Origin of the sequence: Streptomyces sp. NPDC057623, assembly GCF_042800355.1 — a bacterium.
In the GTDB taxonomy this organism is placed as follows: Bacteria; Actinomycetota; Actinomycetes; order Streptomycetales; family Streptomycetaceae; genus Streptomyces.
This window is the reverse complement of sequence record NZ_JBHVGZ010000059.1, coordinates 9,943-25,345: the sequence shown is the minus strand read 5'-3', so window position 1 is coordinate 25,345 and position 15,403 is coordinate 9,943. Positions and strand designations below refer to the sequence as shown.

The window sequence follows — 15,403 nt, the reverse complement described above, 5'->3', positions numbered from 1 at the left end:
CAGCCGGTGGGGTGGCTGACGTCCGCCTCGACGACTACGACGCCGTGTACGTCCTGGGCGGTCTCGTGGCCTGCGGCCGTGAACGCCTCATGGGGACCACGGCCTCGTAGGCCCACAACCCGGTCTGGTGCTGGGCTCCGTCGGCCAGCCTCCACCCGTCGGCGCCCGTCATCACGAAAGGGATCTTCGCCATGTGTTTCTCCCTGCTCCAGGCTGCGTCGTCGCCACTCGGGTGGGTTGCCAGCGCTCGGTGTCGTCCGACGGTAGGACGCTCACTCATCGGTTTGCCAATAGGCAACTCGATATCTGGCATCGGATTGCCGATGGCCCTGGGCAGTACGCTGGTGCCCGTGAAGAACCAGACAGCCGCCGCAGTCACGGCCCCCGTGGTCAGCGGTAAGCAGGTCCCGCCGCACGCGGACCTGAACCTGCTGCGCACCTTCCTCGTGGTGTACCGCTCGGGGTCGTTCACCGCGGCGGCGCCTCGGCTCGCGCTGTCCCAGCCGACCGTGACCGCACAGATCCGCGCCCTGGAGCAGCAGACAGGACGTGACCTGTTCACCCGGCTTCCGCGCGGGGTGGAGCCCACGCCGTACGCGCACGAACTCGCCGGGCAGATCGCCGGTCCGCTCGACGCGCTGGCCGGGTTGGAGGACGGCGGCTCAGTCGCGGCACCAGTGCACCTGGCGGGGCCGTCGGAGTTGCTGTGCGTACGGGTGCTGCCCGCGCTGGTCCCCCTCGTCGCCGACGGAGTCCAGTTGCGGGTCGCCCAGGGCCTGCCCGAGCCGCTGCTGGAGGAGATGCGCACCGGACGGCATGACTTGGTGATCACGACCCGTCGGCCGCGCGGCCGGGCCCTCGCGTCGGTCGCGCTCGCCGACGAGGAGTATCTGTTGGTGGCAAGCCCCGCCTGGGCCGAGCGCGTCGCCGGGCAGGTGGAGGCGGACGACCTGTGCGCGGCACTGCGCGAGATCCCCATGGTCACGTACGCCGAGGACCTGCCGATCGTCCGCCGCTACTGGCGTACGGTCTTCGGCAAGCCGCTCACCACTCGCGCCGCTGTCACCGTGCCCAACCTGTACGCCGTGCTGTCCGCGGTCAACGCGGGCGCCGGCGTCAGTGTGCTGCCGCGCTCGCTGTGCCAGGAGTACCTCGACGACGGCCGCCTCATGCTCCTCCACGAAGCGGAAGAGACGCCGCTCAACACCCTGTTCCTCGTGCAACGACCGGGCTCCGAGGCCAACCCCGACGTGATTCGGGTGCGTGACATGCTCCGGAGCGTCGCCCGCCGTTGGTAGCCGCGTTACGGGAACCGGGCAGCGAAGAAGGGGAGGCGGACGAAGCAGAGGCGGACGAAGCCAGCAAGCCCCAGTCAGGGGGCTCTGGTTCGTCGCTTCGTCGGGAGGCTGGTCGAGCCAAGCGGTATGGCATCCCCGCGCGCCCAGCGAGAGGGCCGGACGCGCTCGGGAAGGCGATCGCAACCCAGAGGGGGGTCACTTCACGGTGTATCCGCCGTCGACGACGGAAGAGTGCCTGATCGACGCCGCATCAGTGGACGGTGAAGCCGCCATCGACGGGAAGAGCTGTTCCGGTGACGAAGCTGGCGCCGGGGCTGCACAGCCACAGGACGGCTGCCGCCACCTCGTCCGCTCGTCCCAACCGGCCGATGGGCTGTTCCTTGATGATCCCGGCCATGGCCTCGGCCTGGTTCTCGACCATGTCGGCGACCATCGGGGTGTCGATGACGCCGGGGCACACTGCGTTGATGCGGACGCCTCGGGGCGCGTACTCGACCGCGGCGCTGCGGGTCAGGCCGATGACGCCGTGCTTGGAGGCGTGGTAGGCCGCACGCTCGGGCAGCCCGACGAGCCCGCCCAGGGACGAGCAGTTGACGATGGCGCCGCTGCCCTGCTCTCGCATCTGTCGCAGTTCGTGCTTCATCGCCGCCCAGACGCCGCGCAGGTTGACGGCGTTGACCCGGTCGAAGGAGTCGGCCGTCTCGTCGGCCGCGTCGGTCGGCGGCACCTGGATGCCCGCGTTGTTGAACGCCATGTCCAGACGGCCGTACTCCGTCACCGCGCGCCGCACCGCCACGTCCACTTGCTGTTCGTCGGTGACGTCGCAGACGACTCCGATCGCCCGCCCTCCGCGGCCGGTGATCTCCTCGGCAGCCTTGTGGACGGCATCGTGGTCGAGGTCGGCCAGAACCACGGCGGCGCCCGAGTCGGCGAACGCGTGGGCGGCGGCCAGGCCCATGCCGGAGGCGGCGCCGGTGACCAGGGCCACCTGCCCCGAGAAGTCGTAGGTGGGGTTCATGGTGTGTCCCGTCGAATCAAATGGGGTCCCGCAGCCTGCCCAGGACCTTCGAGGTCCCGGGCGAGCGCGGCCGGAACTGGTGCGTGAGAGGTCAGGGCTTCAGGAGGGTTTTGATGGCGCGGCGCTCGTCCATCGCCTTGTAGCCCTCGGCGGCCTGATCGAGCGGGAGTGTGAGGTCGAAGACCTTGCCCGGGTCGATTTCGCGGTCCCAGATGAGCTGGATCAGCTCGGGCAGGAACCGGCGCACCGGAGCGGGGCCGCCGTGCAGGTGCACCTCGGCGAAGAACAGTTCCTCACCCGGCAGCTCCACCCCGTGCGCCACACCCACGTATCCCACGTGTCCGCCGGCGCGGGTGGAGCGGATGGCCCGCATCATCGATTCCTGGGTGCCGACGGCCTCGATCACGCTGTGCGCGCCGTATCCGCCGGTGAGCTCCTTGATCCTGGCCACGCCCTCGTCGCCGCGCTCTGCGACGATGTCGGTCGCGCCGAACTCGAGGGCGAGTTTCTGCCGCGACGCGTGCCGCGACATGGCGATGACGCGCTCCGCGCCCAGCTGCTTCGCGGCCAGGACAGCGAGCAGGCCGACAGCACCGTCACCGACCACGGCCACGGTCTTACCCAGCCCGGCCTCAGCGGCGACGGCGCCGAACCAGCCCGTTCCGAGCACATCGGAGGCGGCGAGCAGCGAGGGGATCAGGTCGTCGTCCGGCATCCCGGGGGTGGCGACGAGGGTGCCGTCGGCCAGCGGCACCCGCAGGTACTCCGACTGCGCCCCGCCGACGCCGACATACTCGGCGTGCGCGCACCGCGACTGGTAGCCGGCCTCGCAGATCTCACAGGTGTTGTCCGAGGCGAAGAACGACCCGACGACGAAGTCACCGACCGCGAGGCTCCGCACCTCGTCGCCGATCTCGGTGACCACGCCGACGTACTCGTGCCCCATCGGGGACGGCTGTGTCACCTCGTTGATCCCGCGGTAGTCCCACAGGTCCGAACCGCACACGCAGGCGGCCGACACGCGGATGATCGCATCCGTCGGCGCCACGATCGTGGGGTTCTCGCGCTCTTCCACCCGGACATCGCCCGGGCCATGAATGACAGCTCCACGCACTGGCAGCAATCCTTTTCACAGATTTTTCTGGGGTTCCTCCTCACCGTCCCTCGTCTCGCGGATGCCTGCCAGGCACTCTCAGGGACCCCCACATCAGGAACAGGCGTCCTAGCCTTTCAGGCATGGAGTTTCAGCAGGAGATCAGGGGCTTCCTCATGAGCCGCCGGGCGAGGATCACGCCCGAGCAGGCCGGGCTGCCCTACGTCGGAGGTGACCGTCGCGTCAAAGGACTGCGGCGCGAGGAGGTCGCGATGCTCGCCGGCCTCAGCGTCGAGTACTACACCCGTATGGAGCGGGGCCAGCTCGGCGGCGCGTCCGAGAGCGTCCTCGACGCGATCGCCCGTGCGCTGCAACTCGACGACGACGAGCGCGCCCACCTGTACGACCTGGCACGCAACGTCGCACCCGGCTCACGCCGCAAACGCCCCCAGCGCACCTCCCCCATCACCGCGTCGGTGCAGCAGGTCCTCGACTCCATGAGCGTGCCCGCCGTGGTGCAGAACGGCCGCCTCGATCTCCTCGCGGCCAACGACCTGGGCCGCGCTCTGTACGCCGACCTCTTCGCCATGGCCCAGCAGCCACCGAACTACGCCAGGTACGTGTTCCTCGACCCGCGTGCCAAGGATTTCCACGCCGACATCGACGAGGCGAAGAACCAGCTGGTCGCGATACTCCGCGCGACCACCGGGCGTGATCCGCTGGACCAGCAGGTGACCGCACTCATCGGCGAGCTCTCCACGCGGAGCACCGATTTCAGCACCCTCTGGGCCAATCACAACGTGCGCCGCCACGCGCGCGGACGCAAGGTCGTCCACCACCCGGCCGTCGGCAGGATGGACCTCGCGTACGACGACTTCGCGCTGCCCGGCGACCCGCACGTGTCCATCACCACCTACACCGCGGATCCCGGTACGCCCAGCGCTGACGGTCTCGCCCTGCTGGCGACCTGGGCCGATACGCGGAAGCAGCCGCAGACCAGCAGCGACGAAGCACGCCGTACTCGCCCCCGTACCCCTTAGGTGTTCGATCTCCTCGGCCGATCACCTCCGCCCTCCGCAGCCCACCGCGAGGGCGTGGTCAGCAAGCCCGAAGCCGAGTACGGCGGTGGGCTCAGCGCCAGTCGTCGATCACGTAGGCGTCCGGATGGCTGTAGCCAGGTTCATTGGGCCTGTGCATGGTCACGCCCTGCAGCCAGGTACGGAAACCGCGGTCGACCATGCGCCGGTAGGCATCCTGGCGGGCCAGGTTCATTCCGGCGTCCAGTTGCCCCAGTCCCTTCTCGGTGGCCAGCTGCTCGCACGCGTTCAGCAGCCGTTCGAACCGCTCCGCGGCGTCCGGGCCTGGGCGTACGGCGCCGAATTTGACGAAGCACACGTCCTCACCGGCCTCCGACCCCGCCCCGCAGTGGCAGACAGCCAGAGCGTCGAGGCCGGAGTCGGCGCCCTCGAGGAGGATGGTGTCACCGAGCCCCTGCGCCTGCGTGGCCATGATCTCGCGCTCCAGGCTCAGGCCCTCGTACACAGCCCCCGTCAATGCGCGACTGAGGCTCAGCGCGTCGGGCCGCTCAGCGGCGGTCAGCTCGCCGTAGAGCACTCGGCCGGGGACTGTGACACTGACAGCGACCTGTTTCTTCATGATGGCTGTCAGGAATCGGGGCCAGAAACCGTACCGGCGGTAGAGCTCCATGTGCTTGGGACTGTGCGAGAAGGTGAACAGGCCGAGGTGACGGTTCTCCCAGCTGTCGAAGCAGGCCATGACCGGTTCCATGAGGCGCCTGCCGATGCCCTGGTCCCACAGATCCGGGCGTACGGTCAGCGGGCCGAAGAACCCGACGCTGCCCCAGTTGGCGGCGAAGTTCGATCCGACGACCTCGCCCTCGACGGTCGCCGCGAAGGCCGCGTGTGGATCCGCCGCCCAGCGGGTGCGGACATAGTCGGCACTCCCGAAGAACGTCTCCGGTTCAGGAACCCCGAGGAAGGTCCCGAAGGCGACCCTGAAGATCTCGTCGGCCCGGTCCAGGTCCGACTCGACCAGCGGGCGGACCGACACCGAGGCGGCGACACCCGTTCGCTTCGCTGCGGGCATGATCGCTCTCCTTTCCGCCCCCGCTTCCATCGCACCACGGACGCGCGCCGCGGGCGAAGCGACGGGTCCGGCGGTACCTCGCGGATCGAGCGGCCACGTTCCCCGACGACCGGGCGGCCGTCTTCGGGCCGATCGACGACCCGCTGGGCCCCGGTCCGCCGGGGGTCTCCGGGGAGCCGGAGGAGCGCCGGCTGTGCCCACTCCCCCATGGGTACGCGAACCGGCGGAGGCACCGTCCATACGCGATGGCCTCTCGCAGCCGGCTCCGTTCGTTTTCAGCAGCGGCGTTCGTCTGATTGCTTGAGCAGCGGTGGCCCGTGAGTCATGAGTATGGGCAGAGGAAACGGCTTTGCGCCCTGTGTGATCGGCATGGATGCTGACTCGCCGGAGGTACTGAAGATGCTCAGCGTTGTGTTGAAGCTGTCAGCCCGTGATTTGGTGCATGCGGACCTGGCGTCGTGCGGGTGGGCAGGGTCTGACCACCACCTGGCCGGCGTCGCCGAGCAGTTGGAACGTGTCCGGACCGGCGAGGTCGACTACCTTGCGGTCTGCCCTGCAACGGACATCCCTGTGGCGAAAGGCGGCGTCGACTACCAAGTCAAGAAGGGGGTCGGCACTTTGTGGCAGCTTGCAGTCCATCCCGCATTGCAGTCGTGCGGGATCGGCACGTTCCTTGTCGAAGCCGCAGAACTGCGGATCAGAAACCGCGGTCTGCGGCAGGCCGAACTCGGTGTGGAGGAAAGCAACCCCCGGGCACGTGCGCTATACGAAAGGCTGGGTTATGTCGCATATGATCGTCAGCCGGACTCGTGGGACGAGCAAGCCCCTGACGGATCGTTGCGCCGCTACGAAACGATGTGCACGTTGATGTGGAAGGAACTCACGTAGGCTCCGGGATCTCTCAGTGGACGCAGCATCCCGAGGTCATGTAGTCATCAGATCCGGGGGGCGCCGTCCTCGCGAACGGCGCGTCACCGACGCGGCACTATCTCGGGTCATCGCCAGGGCTCGGGGCATCGCCGGGGTCAGGACCGTGCCACCAGGTCGGCTCAGGTGGGAGCCCGTTGGGGAACCGTGGGCCTTCGACGAGTCCGGACCGGCCGAGTGGCCCCTGGATGCGTCGACAACGCCTGTCCAAGAGTCCTGCCGTAACGAGGCATGCCGTACGAGCATCACGGTCGGTTCATTCCGCGGAGGGGACCGACGGGGTTTTGGGGGTGATTTCCTCAAGCGCCATCAACACGCGGGCGAGGGCAGGATTCTGTGACTGGCGGGACCACAGCAGATGCAGTTCCACCGGCTCGGGGATATGCGTGGCCAGTGGCACGAAAGCGACGCCGGGGATCCGGAGCAATGCGGCGGAGGCAGGGACAAAGGCGATACCCCGGCCGGCGGACACCAGCCACAGCATCGTGAGTACCTGACTGACGCTGTGCACCACGCGTTCCTGTGCCAGCGGCACCAGGCTCACCATGAGATCGTAGAAGTACCGGGCCTTTTGCTGCGAGTGGAAAATCAAAGGCTCCTCGGCGAGGTCCTCGGCACTCACGGGCCGCTCCCATTCCGTCAGTCTGTGCTCCACGGGCAGCGCGAGAAGCAGAGCCTCACGGTGCAGCAGCCGGGAGGCGAAGAGTTCGGCGTCGAATGGTGGGCGGGCAAGGCCCAGATCGAGGTCCTCGCCGGCCAGCGCTGCGATCTGTTCACGTGTGACCATCTCGTAGAGCTCGATGCGCACTTCCGGCAGCCGCTGTTCCAGCAGGTTGAGGATGCGGCCGAGCGTGCCGAACGTCGAAGCCGCAGTGAAGCCGAGGCGGACCACCCCGCGCGATCCCGAGTGGATGCGCTGTGCCAGATCCGGCGCCGCCTCGGCGATTGCCAGAATGCGCCGCGCCTCGACGAGAAAGGCCTCACCGGCCGGAGTCAACGCCACCCGGCGGTTGTCACGATGGAGTAACTGAACGCCGACGGCCGCCTCGAGTTTCTGTATCTGGCGGCTGAGCGGGGGCTGGGTCATACGAAGTCGCGCGGCTGCCCTGCCGAAATGCAACTCCTCGGCCACGGCCACCAATCCGCGGAGTTGGTCCAAGGTATAGCCCATGCAAAAAAGGTATCAGTCCATGCACGAACGGAGTTGGACAAGCATGAAAGGTGATCATAGGCTGCGCGACACCGTGATCCCGGCATGCCCCACCCCATCAAGCTTGCGGAGGAACTCATGCGGAACAGGCTTCGGGTGCGGCGCCGCATCGCGGTGGCGGCCACGTTCGCCGCCGTGCTTGCTCTGGCCGGCTGCGGCGGGAACGTCGGGGAGCAGGAGACCGGGGACGACTCCTCGTTCCCGGAGCGTGGAATCAACCTCCTGGTCGGTCAGGACGCCGGTGGCAGCACCGACCTGACTGCGCGCGCGGTCGCCGATCCCGCGGGCGGCGACCTCGGTCAGACCGTCACCGTACTCAACAAGCCCGGAGCCAACGGTGCCCTCGCGGCGAAGGAGCTCGCCGGGGCCAAGGCGGACGGCTACACGCTGATGGTCTTCGTGGGTTCCCTGGCCTACATAACTCCGCTGGCCGTTCCGGCCGACGAAGCCGTCGACATCAACGACTACGAGGTTGTCACCGGACTCTCCCAGGACGACTACGTCCTCGTCGCCAGCCCCAAGTCCGGCTTCAAGACGGTCAAGGACATCGTCGACGCCAAGAAGGCCGTCAAGTACGGCACCACCGGTGTCGGCACCGGCAGCCACCTCAGCCAGGCACTGCTGTTCTCCCAGGCGAAGGTCGACGCGACCGCCGTACCGTTCGACGGCGGTGCCCCCACACTCACCGCTGTCATGGGCGGCCAGGTCGACGTCGCCTCGATCCAACTCGGCGAGGCCCAGGCGCAGATCAAGGCCGGCAAGATCACCCCGCTGGTGACCTTCGCGGAGAAGCGCCCCTCATACATGCCGGACACTCCGACGGCCGTCGAGGCCGGCTACGACGTCCCGGTCCAGCAGTCGCGCGCGATCGTCGCCCCCGAGGGAACCCCCAAGGACGTCCTAGCGCGGCTCCGGACAGCGTTCGAGAAGGCGTTCAGCGATGCGGAATACAAGAAGTTCAACACGGAGCGGCTGCTGACTCCCAACGAGCTCGACGGCGCCGCCCTGGTCGAGCAGTGGACCAGCTCCCTGGACAAGTACCGCGGCCTCGTCGCTAAGCACAAGATCGACCTGAGCGAGAACTAATGGGCTCGCGCACGGAGGACCCGCCGGCCGCGGGCGAGCCCGCCGACGGGGTTCGGCCGCCTGCGGCGGGCACGGTGACACAGCTCGTGACGGCCGCCGTCGTCGTGGCCCTCGGTGTCGCGGCGCTCACGGAAGCACTGAACCTGGGCGTGGGAACCCCTTCCGAACCCGGCCCCGGCACCTGGCCCGCTCTGGTGAGCACGGTGCTGACCGTCCTCGGTGTCCTCCTGGCCACCCAGGCCCGGCGCACGGACGACGCCGAGCGGTTCACCCGAACCGGCCTTCTCGTTCTCGTCGCCGTCGGCAGCATGGTCGCGTTCGTGGCCGTCGTCGGCGTCATCGGATTCGAGATCCCCGCTGCGCTCCTGGCGTTCTTCTGGCTCCGCGTGCTCGGACGGGAAAGCCGGCGGAACTCCGTCACCGTCAGCCTCGGCCTCACCGCCGTTCTCTACGCGCTGTTCGTCGGCGCGCTCGAGGTCACCATCCCCCATCTCTTCTGAACTGATACCGGACCTGACACCGCCACATGTCTGGGAGGACCGTTGGACGTGTCCCCCGTGCTCGACGGCTTCGCCGTAGTTCTTGAGCCGGTCAACCTTCTCTACTGCCTCGTCGGTGTGCTCATCGGCATGCTGGTCGGTGTCCTGCCCGGTCTGGGACCGGCTGCGACCATAGCGATCCTTCTCCCGGTCACCCTGGGCATCGAACCCGTGACCGCGATCATCATGGTGGCGGGCATCTTCTACGGTGCGCAGTACGGCGGCACCATCACCTCCGTACTGCTGCGCCTGCCGGGCGAGGCGTCCTCGGTGGTGACCGTCTTCGACGGGCACGCCCTCGCCCGTCAGGGCCGGGCAGGCACGGCCCTCGGAATCGCCGCGATCGGCTCCTTCGTCGGAGGCACCCTCTCGGTCATAGCCCTGACCTTCGTCGCCCCCCTGGTCTCCGAGTTCGCGCTGGATTTCGGCCCACCCGAGTACACGCTGCTTGCGCTGCTCGGCATCCTGCTCGTGGCAACGGTCTCCAACGGCGGCATGCTCAAAGCCCTTGTCGCCGCCACCATCGGCCTGCTCCTGGCCACCGTGGGCCGTGACGGATTCACCAGTACCGAGCGCTTCACGTTCGACAGTCTGTCGCTGGCCGACGGTCTGGACTTCGTGCCCATCGCCATGGGCCTGTTCGGCCTGGGCGAGATCCTCTACACCCTGGAGGAGCGTCACCGCACCCCGAAAGCGCCGACTCCTGTCGCCAACGTCTGGCCGAGCCGGGCCGACCTACGGCAGTCCTCCGGCGCCGTCGGCCGCGGCGGAGTCGTCGGCTTCCTCCTCGGCATCCTCCCCGGAGGCGGGGCGGTGCTTGCCTCGCTCGCCGCCTATGCCCTGGAGAAGCGCAGGTCACGCCATCCCGAGCGGTTCGGCAACGGCGCCGTGGAAGGGGTGGCCGCTCCCGAGACCGCCAACAACGCCGCCGCCACCTCCTCGTTCATCCCGCTGCTGTCCCTGGGCATACCCGCCAACGCCACCATGGCGGTCATCTTCGGCGCCTTGCTGATCCAGGGCATCACCCCGGGTCCGCAACTCGTCACCGAGCATCCCGAGTTGTTCTGGGGCGTCGTCAACTCGATGTACCTCGGGAACATACTCCTGCTGATCATGAGTATTCCGTTGGTCGGCCTGTTCGTGCGCATCCTGCGCATACGGTCGGCCGTCCTGGCCCCGATCACGGTTCTCATCACGCTCATCGGCGCGTACACCGTGAACAACAGCGTCTTCGACATCGGTCTCGTGGTCTTCTTCGGCGTCATCGGGTATCTGATGAAGAAACTCGCATTCGACCCCGGCCCGCTGGTCCTGGCCTTCGTGCTGGGATCGCTGCTGGAGACCTCGCTGCGCCGCTCGCTGCTGATGTTCGACGGAGACCCCAGCGGTTTCGCCACCCGCCCGATCTCCGGAACCCTCCTCGCGCTGTTCCTCGCCGTGGCACTGGCACCCGCCGTACGTACAGCCTGGCGCCGGCGCAGGCGCTGAGAGCCCGGAGGAGCGGTCGAGCACGGTCGACAGATCTGGTCGTCGAGGGGACCGAGCAGGAGCGGCATGGCCTCGGCCAGTCACCGTCGCCGACCCACAGCACGGCGACGGCGGCAAGCCGTACGTGCGCATTGGTGGTGGTGGCCAGCGACAGTTCGCCGGGGCGTGCGCGTTCGTGACGGCGGACGGGTGCGCCGTTGGCCCGGTCCAGCGTGGCCAGGGCCGGCATGCCCTGCAGCTTGAGGGGATCGCCTCCACCGAGGCGTTCACGGTCGGATCCCAGCCCTTGAGGGCTGCCTGCGCAGTCCGCTCCACCGCGAGCAGCCCTGCGGCCGCGTCTTCCAGTCGAGCCGCAGGCCCGGGAACCAGCCGGGGCACGGACGCGGCAAAATCACCGGCCACCCGCATGGCCAGACGCCGCCCGGCACGTGCTTCCACCGCCTCGGCCTGCACCATGGCGACCCGGTTGAGGATCACCAAGGCCAGCGGGACACCGAAAGCCGCGGCCGTCACGGACGAGAAGACATTGGTGAGGAACGCCCTGTCCGACCAGAATCCCGCGTGATCTCCCCACCAGTCCAGGCCGAGCAGCACCGCGCCGACCGCCCACAGCGCCACGCACCCGGCACGCAGCCCACGCGGCGTCTCTTCCCAGATCCCCCGCACCTGCCCCGCCCCTCCCCGAACGGCTTGATCACCAACTCCCAGACGCTACACCGCCGCGGCCCTCCTCGCTGCGGTGCACCGCGTCCTGTTCCGCCGCATCCAGGAAATGACCCTCGCCGGCCGCACGAACGACGAGATCACCGCAGTCGTCGCGGACGAGTCCGCCGTCGCATCAGCGCCGCCTCCAGAGGCCGGGGCGGCGCCCGGGACCGGACGGTCGCCCTACACCACCGGTTCAGCTGGAAGTTGGCCCGTAAACGATCTACGGTGTGCCACGTTGCCGACCGCGCCGTAGGAATAGCTGGTGACGGCTCCGGCAGCAGTCGGCTCGCTGATCCGCGTCGCTCAGCCGACCACTCACGTCATGGCATGCGACCGTACCGCCGGTTCGAGCAGCGACAGTGTCCGCTGCTGCGCGTCGAGGGCCACGCGGATACCTACCGGCATCGGCAGATTCGGGCCGGCATGTCCGAACTCGACGTTGCCCAGGACCGGGATGTCACGGTCGCCGAGGACGTCGAGGACGATCTCGGCGAGGGTCGGGGAGGCGTCGGGCCCTGCGAGCCCGCCGATCGCGTGCGGGACGCCCACGACCATGCCGGAGATTCGATCGAGGATGCCGCAGTGCCGTAGTACCTGTAGGTAGTTCCACACATGCGATGCCTGGCCGCCCGCTTCCTCCCAGAACAGCACCGCGCCGTCGAACGATTCGAGCGGCAGCGCGAAAGGCGTCGCCTGCGCCAGCACCACGCGATTGATCACCCCGCCGATCAGCCGGCCTTCGGTGCGACCGGCACGCCAGCACTCCCACATCGGGGTGGCCGGCAGCGCACCGATCGGCGCCGTGCTGGTCAGCAGCGTCGAGTAGAGCTTTTCAAGTTCCGCTCTGCGTGCTGCGGGCGTGTGCTGCCAGTGGCCGCCGAGTCCGGGGGTGGCCACGTCGGTATGGAAACCGACCAGACCCGTGCGGGCGTAGAACACGAGATGCAGCAGCGAGATGTCGCTGTATCCGAGGATCGGCTTGGGGTCGGCGGTGATCGCGTCGACGTCGATCAGGTCGAGGTAGCCGAGCGCCGCCTGGCCGCCGTCATGCGCGATGATGGCGCGCACTTCGGGATCCCGCAGAAGAGCGTTGAACTCCTCGGCGATCTCCGCCGGCCGAGCCGCGCTCCACCAACGGTGCCGCCCCGCTTCGAGGAGCGGCGCCCGACGCACGCGGAATCCCATCCGCTCAAGCACGACCACCGCCTGCTCGAGGTCGGGTTCGTCCGCGGCATGGAGGGGCCCCGACAGCGACGCGACAACGACGAGATCTCCGGGCGCCAGGGCGCGAGGGCGAAGCAGTTGAGGCAGCGCAGAACCGGTCACCGAGGCAGTATCACGGCCCCCTCAACAACACGCGACACATTTTCCGGCGTCTCTCCACGAAGCCCCCGGGCCCAGAACAAGCCGCCCTCCGGAGCCACTTCACGACGTCTGTTCCTTGCCAGGGTGTTGATGGCCGATTTGATCTAATGCTCTGGCCGACTACGAGGTCGACCTGACCTCACACCGACCTGAGGAGGCGGGCGAACTGACCGCCGTAGTGCTCGTCCACGGCCTGTACCACCGTCCCGAGCACTTCGCCGTGGTGGCAGACCGGTTGCGGGCCGCAGGAACCGAGGTTGTCGTTCCCAGGCTCCACCGGGGCTCGTTGCCCGCTGACACAGCTGCGGTCCAGGCCGCCGTCGACTCGCTGCGGGAGCCTCCGATTGTGCTCGGTCACTCCTACGGAGGGTCGGTGATCACCGGGGTGCGCGGAGCTGGACACCTGGTCTACCTGGCAGCCTTCGTGCCGGATGCCGGCGAGAGCGCGGCCGGTCTGGGCGGGGCGTCCCCGCAGCTCCAGGAGGCCATCACCCCTGAGCCCGACGGCTCGACCAGTCTGCGTCCCGACCGCGCTGCCGACGTCCTCTACGGCGACTGTCCCGAACCTCTCGCTGCCTGGGCGGTTGGCCTGCTGCGTGCGCAGGCCCCCGGCTGCGGGCGAGGAGTCCCGGAGCGTCACAGCTGGAAGCACACTCCCTCCACCTACGTCGTCTGTGGACAGGACCGGGCCATCGACCCGGGCCTGCAACGGAAGATGGCCTCGCACTGCACCGACGTTCGCGAGTGGCAGGCGGGCCACTCTCCATTCGTTGGACAGCCCGATCTCATCGTCGAACTCCTGCGGGAACTGCTCGCTGCCACCACCCCGCGCAGGTGAGGTGAGGTAGCGAGTGGCGACCGCGTGGTGCCTTTCAAGGCGGTTGGTCCCGTACTCATCCGCGTGGTGTTGCTTGCCGCAGGTAAGCGCGGTTCTTTCGAGAGGCGTACGACATGTCCGCCCGGACGCGGCCACGGGGCGCGCGGGGCCTGCGCTGCCCGATGCGGGCCACGCGGATCGCCTTCAGGACATGCTCGAACTGCGAGAGTGAAGATCCGTTTCCAGGTGCCGTCCCGCTGTCAGCGCCGGACCACGTCATGCCTTCTACAACCGGCAACAGAAACCTCGCATTGACGCTCGTGGACGGGGGTGTAAACCTCGGCACGTGCAGGTGACGATTCGAGAAGTTGCGAAGGCGGCCGGGGTCTCCCCGTCCACGGTGTCCCGGGCCCTGGCTCCGGACGGGACGGTCAGCGCGGTTACCCGGGAGCGGGTCCAGGCCGCCGCCGACCGGCTCGGCTACCTGCCGAACCGGGCCGCCCGCGGCCTCATCACCGGCCGCACGGGGCACCTGGGCGTGATCGTGCCGGACCTGCTCAATCCCTTCTTCGCCGATATCTGCAAGGGTGTGCAGGCCCGTGCCCGGGGCCTCGGGCACGCCGTTTTCGTCAGCGACGCCGAGCGGGACGAGGGCCTTGAGCTGGACGCGATCCGCACGATGGCGTCAGAGGTGGACGGCATCGTGCTGTGTGCTCCGCACCTGAGCAGCGAGGAACTTCGTTCCCTGGACCAGCTCACACAGAAGCCGATCGTGCTGCTGCACCGCAAGGAGCCGGGCTTCGCCAGCGTCACCGCCGACATGGTCGAGGGGATGACCGACGCCCTCACCCACCTGCACGCCCTCGGTCACCGCCGGATCGCATACGTCGGCGGCCCCCGCAGCACCTGGACCGCGCAGGAGCGGGCCGCCGGGATCGAAGCCATGGCTGACTCCGGCAAGGTCGAGATCGTGCACGTCGGCAGCGTCGCCCCCCACTTCGACGGTGGCATCACGGGCGCCGCCGACGTGGTGCTGGCCAGCGGCGCCAGCGCGGTGGTGGCCTTCAACGACATCGTCGCCTTCGGCCTGATCAGCCGCTTCACCGCCCGCGGAGTTCGGGTGCCGGACGAGATGAGCGTGGTCGGCTGCGACGACATCGCCCTCGCCGGGATGGCCGCCCCACCGCTGACCACCGTGGGCGTCCCGAAGGCACATGCGGCGCGGGCGGCAGTGGATCTGCTGTTTCGGATCCTGGGGACACCCGCCGGGGAGGGCTCGCCGCCCTTGCAACGAGTGCTGCCGACGCATCTCGTGGTGCGGGGGTCGACAGCGGCGATCGAGCGACCGTAGGCGTCATGGGCCCCGCCCCTGACGGACCGCTCGACCCCGTGAGCGGGCACCACCATCGCGGCGGCCTACCGCTTACCGGAGGACGGCCGACCCGCCCCGCAGGAAGCCGCAGGTCATCCGTCAGGGGCACCACCCATGGCTCCTGCCGACCCGCGCGGTCGGTCACACAGATCGGTCACACGGACCGGTCACACGCATCGGTCACACACCTGCGGCTACCAGCGCGGCATCCGCGGATCGAAGTCCGGCCGCACACTGCGCAGGTACGCCGCGTCGTTGCGATGCTCGCGTCCCAGTTCCAGGTACGCGGCGTGCAGCCGGTCAAGGCCGGCGCGGTCGAGCTCGACGCCGAGACCGGGGCCACGCGGCACCGGGACCGAACCGTCGATGAACGACC

The 15,403-nt window shown here is 68.7% G+C and carries 15 protein-coding genes and 1 pseudogene; 8 read left to right on the top strand and 8 right to left on the bottom strand.

Annotation, left to right across the window (positions count from 1 at the left end; translation table 11 throughout):
• Positions 1 to 34: 34 nt before the first annotated feature.
• The gene (locus ACFU95_RS38650; RefSeq protein ID WP_383838343.1) at positions 35 to 193 is read right to left on the bottom strand and encodes a hypothetical protein; all 159 of its coding nucleotides are present in this window, start codon (positions 191 to 193) and stop codon (positions 35 to 37) included.
• A gap of 157 nt (positions 194 to 350) precedes the next feature.
• Here ACFU95_RS38650 and ACFU95_RS38645 point away from each other — a divergent pair, with 157 nt between their 5' ends.
• Entirely contained in the window at positions 351 to 1,298 is a 948-nt protein-coding gene (locus tag ACFU95_RS38645) for a LysR family transcriptional regulator (RefSeq protein ID WP_383838340.1), read from the top strand.
• A 250-nt stretch (positions 1,299 to 1,548) separates the two neighbouring features.
• Here the strand turns inward: ACFU95_RS38645 and ACFU95_RS38640 are convergent, their stop codons facing one another.
• Together ACFU95_RS38640 and ACFU95_RS38635 are read right to left on the bottom strand one after the other, a co-directional pair.
• A complete protein-coding gene (locus ACFU95_RS38640; RefSeq protein WP_383838337.1) occupies positions 1,549 to 2,316 on the bottom strand; it encodes a glucose 1-dehydrogenase in 768 nt (255 codons plus the stop codon).
• Between the two features lie 91 nt (positions 2,317 to 2,407).
• Positions 2,408 to 3,430 (bottom strand): zinc-dependent alcohol dehydrogenase family protein, encoded by a 1,023-nt coding sequence (locus ACFU95_RS38635; RefSeq protein WP_383838334.1) that lies wholly within the window; start codon positions 3,428 to 3,430, stop codon positions 2,408 to 2,410.
• Between the two features lie 122 nt (positions 3,431 to 3,552).
• Between ACFU95_RS38635 and ACFU95_RS38630 the strand changes: the two genes are divergently transcribed.
• Positions 3,553 to 4,449 carry a helix-turn-helix transcriptional regulator gene (locus tag ACFU95_RS38630; protein ID WP_383838331.1) on the top strand — a complete coding sequence of 299 codons (897 nt, stop codon included), beginning with the start codon at positions 3,553 to 3,555 and terminating at the stop codon, positions 4,447 to 4,449.
• A gap of 91 nt (positions 4,450 to 4,540) precedes the next feature.
• Here ACFU95_RS38630 and ACFU95_RS38625 read toward each other — a convergent pair whose 3' ends face one another.
• Positions 4,541 to 5,515 carry a GNAT family N-acetyltransferase gene (locus tag ACFU95_RS38625; protein ID WP_383838328.1) on the bottom strand — a complete coding sequence of 325 codons (975 nt, stop codon included), beginning with the start codon at positions 5,513 to 5,515 and terminating at the stop codon, positions 4,541 to 4,543.
• A gap of 399 nt (positions 5,516 to 5,914) precedes the next feature.
• On the opposite strand from ACFU95_RS38625, the gene ACFU95_RS38620 reads away from it, so the two are divergent.
• Complete coding sequence (locus ACFU95_RS38620; RefSeq protein WP_383838441.1) at positions 5,915 to 6,403, top strand: GNAT family N-acetyltransferase; 489 nt, start codon at positions 5,915 to 5,917, stop codon at positions 6,401 to 6,403.
• 295 nt (positions 6,404 to 6,698) lie between these two features.
• Here ACFU95_RS38620 and ACFU95_RS38615 read toward each other — a convergent pair whose 3' ends face one another.
• Complete coding sequence (locus ACFU95_RS38615; protein ID WP_383838325.1) at positions 6,699 to 7,613, bottom strand: LysR family transcriptional regulator; 915 nt, start codon at positions 7,611 to 7,613, stop codon at positions 6,699 to 6,701.
• A 117-nt stretch (positions 7,614 to 7,730) separates the two neighbouring features.
• On the opposite strand from ACFU95_RS38615, the gene ACFU95_RS38610 reads away from it, so the two are divergent.
• From ACFU95_RS38610 to ACFU95_RS38600, 3 genes are read left to right on the top strand one after another with little or no spacing between them, the layout of a single operon-like run.
• A complete protein-coding gene (locus tag ACFU95_RS38610) occupies positions 7,731 to 8,738 on the top strand; it encodes a tripartite tricarboxylate transporter substrate binding protein (protein WP_383838322.1) in 1,008 nt (335 codons plus the stop codon).
• Complete coding sequence (locus ACFU95_RS38605; protein ID WP_383838319.1) at positions 8,738 to 9,238, top strand: tripartite tricarboxylate transporter TctB family protein; 501 nt, start codon at positions 8,738 to 8,740, stop codon at positions 9,236 to 9,238. The genes ACFU95_RS38610 and ACFU95_RS38605 overlap by 1 nt, the downstream gene beginning before the upstream one ends.
• 48 nt (positions 9,239 to 9,286) lie before the next feature.
• Positions 9,287 to 10,765 carry a tripartite tricarboxylate transporter permease gene (locus ACFU95_RS38600; RefSeq protein WP_383838316.1) on the top strand — a complete coding sequence of 493 codons (1,479 nt, stop codon included), beginning with the start codon at positions 9,287 to 9,289 and terminating at the stop codon, positions 10,763 to 10,765.
• Positions 10,766 to 11,788: 1,023 nt separating this feature from the next.
• Here the strand turns inward: ACFU95_RS38600 and ACFU95_RS38595 are convergent.
• A complete protein-coding gene (locus tag ACFU95_RS38595; RefSeq protein ID WP_383838313.1) occupies positions 11,789 to 12,799 on the bottom strand; it encodes an LD-carboxypeptidase in 1,011 nt (336 codons plus the stop codon).
• 178 nt (positions 12,800 to 12,977) lie between these two features.
• On the bottom strand, positions 12,978 to 13,115 hold the full coding sequence (locus ACFU95_RS38590) for a hypothetical protein (protein ID WP_383838447.1): 138 nt from the start codon (positions 13,113 to 13,115) through the stop codon (positions 12,978 to 12,980).
• Between ACFU95_RS38590 and ACFU95_RS38585 the strand changes: the two genes are divergently transcribed.
• Together ACFU95_RS38585 and ACFU95_RS38580 are read left to right on the top strand one after the other, a co-directional pair.
• Positions 13,062 to 13,676: an alpha/beta hydrolase gene (locus ACFU95_RS38585; protein WP_383838439.1), complete on the top strand. Its 615-nt coding sequence runs from the start codon at positions 13,062 to 13,064 to the stop codon at positions 13,674 to 13,676. The two genes, ACFU95_RS38590 and ACFU95_RS38585, sit on opposite strands and share 54 nt — an antisense overlap.
• Positions 13,677 to 14,001: 325 nt before the next feature.
• Entirely contained in the window at positions 14,002 to 15,006 is a 1,005-nt protein-coding gene (locus tag ACFU95_RS38580; RefSeq protein WP_383838310.1) for a LacI family DNA-binding transcriptional regulator, read from the top strand.
• A 215-nt stretch (positions 15,007 to 15,221) separates the two neighbouring features.
• On the opposite strand, the pseudogene ACFU95_RS38575 reads toward ACFU95_RS38580, so the two are convergent.
• A pseudogene (locus ACFU95_RS38575) lies at positions 15,222 to 15,403 on the bottom strand (glucarate dehydratase); the annotation flags it as partial.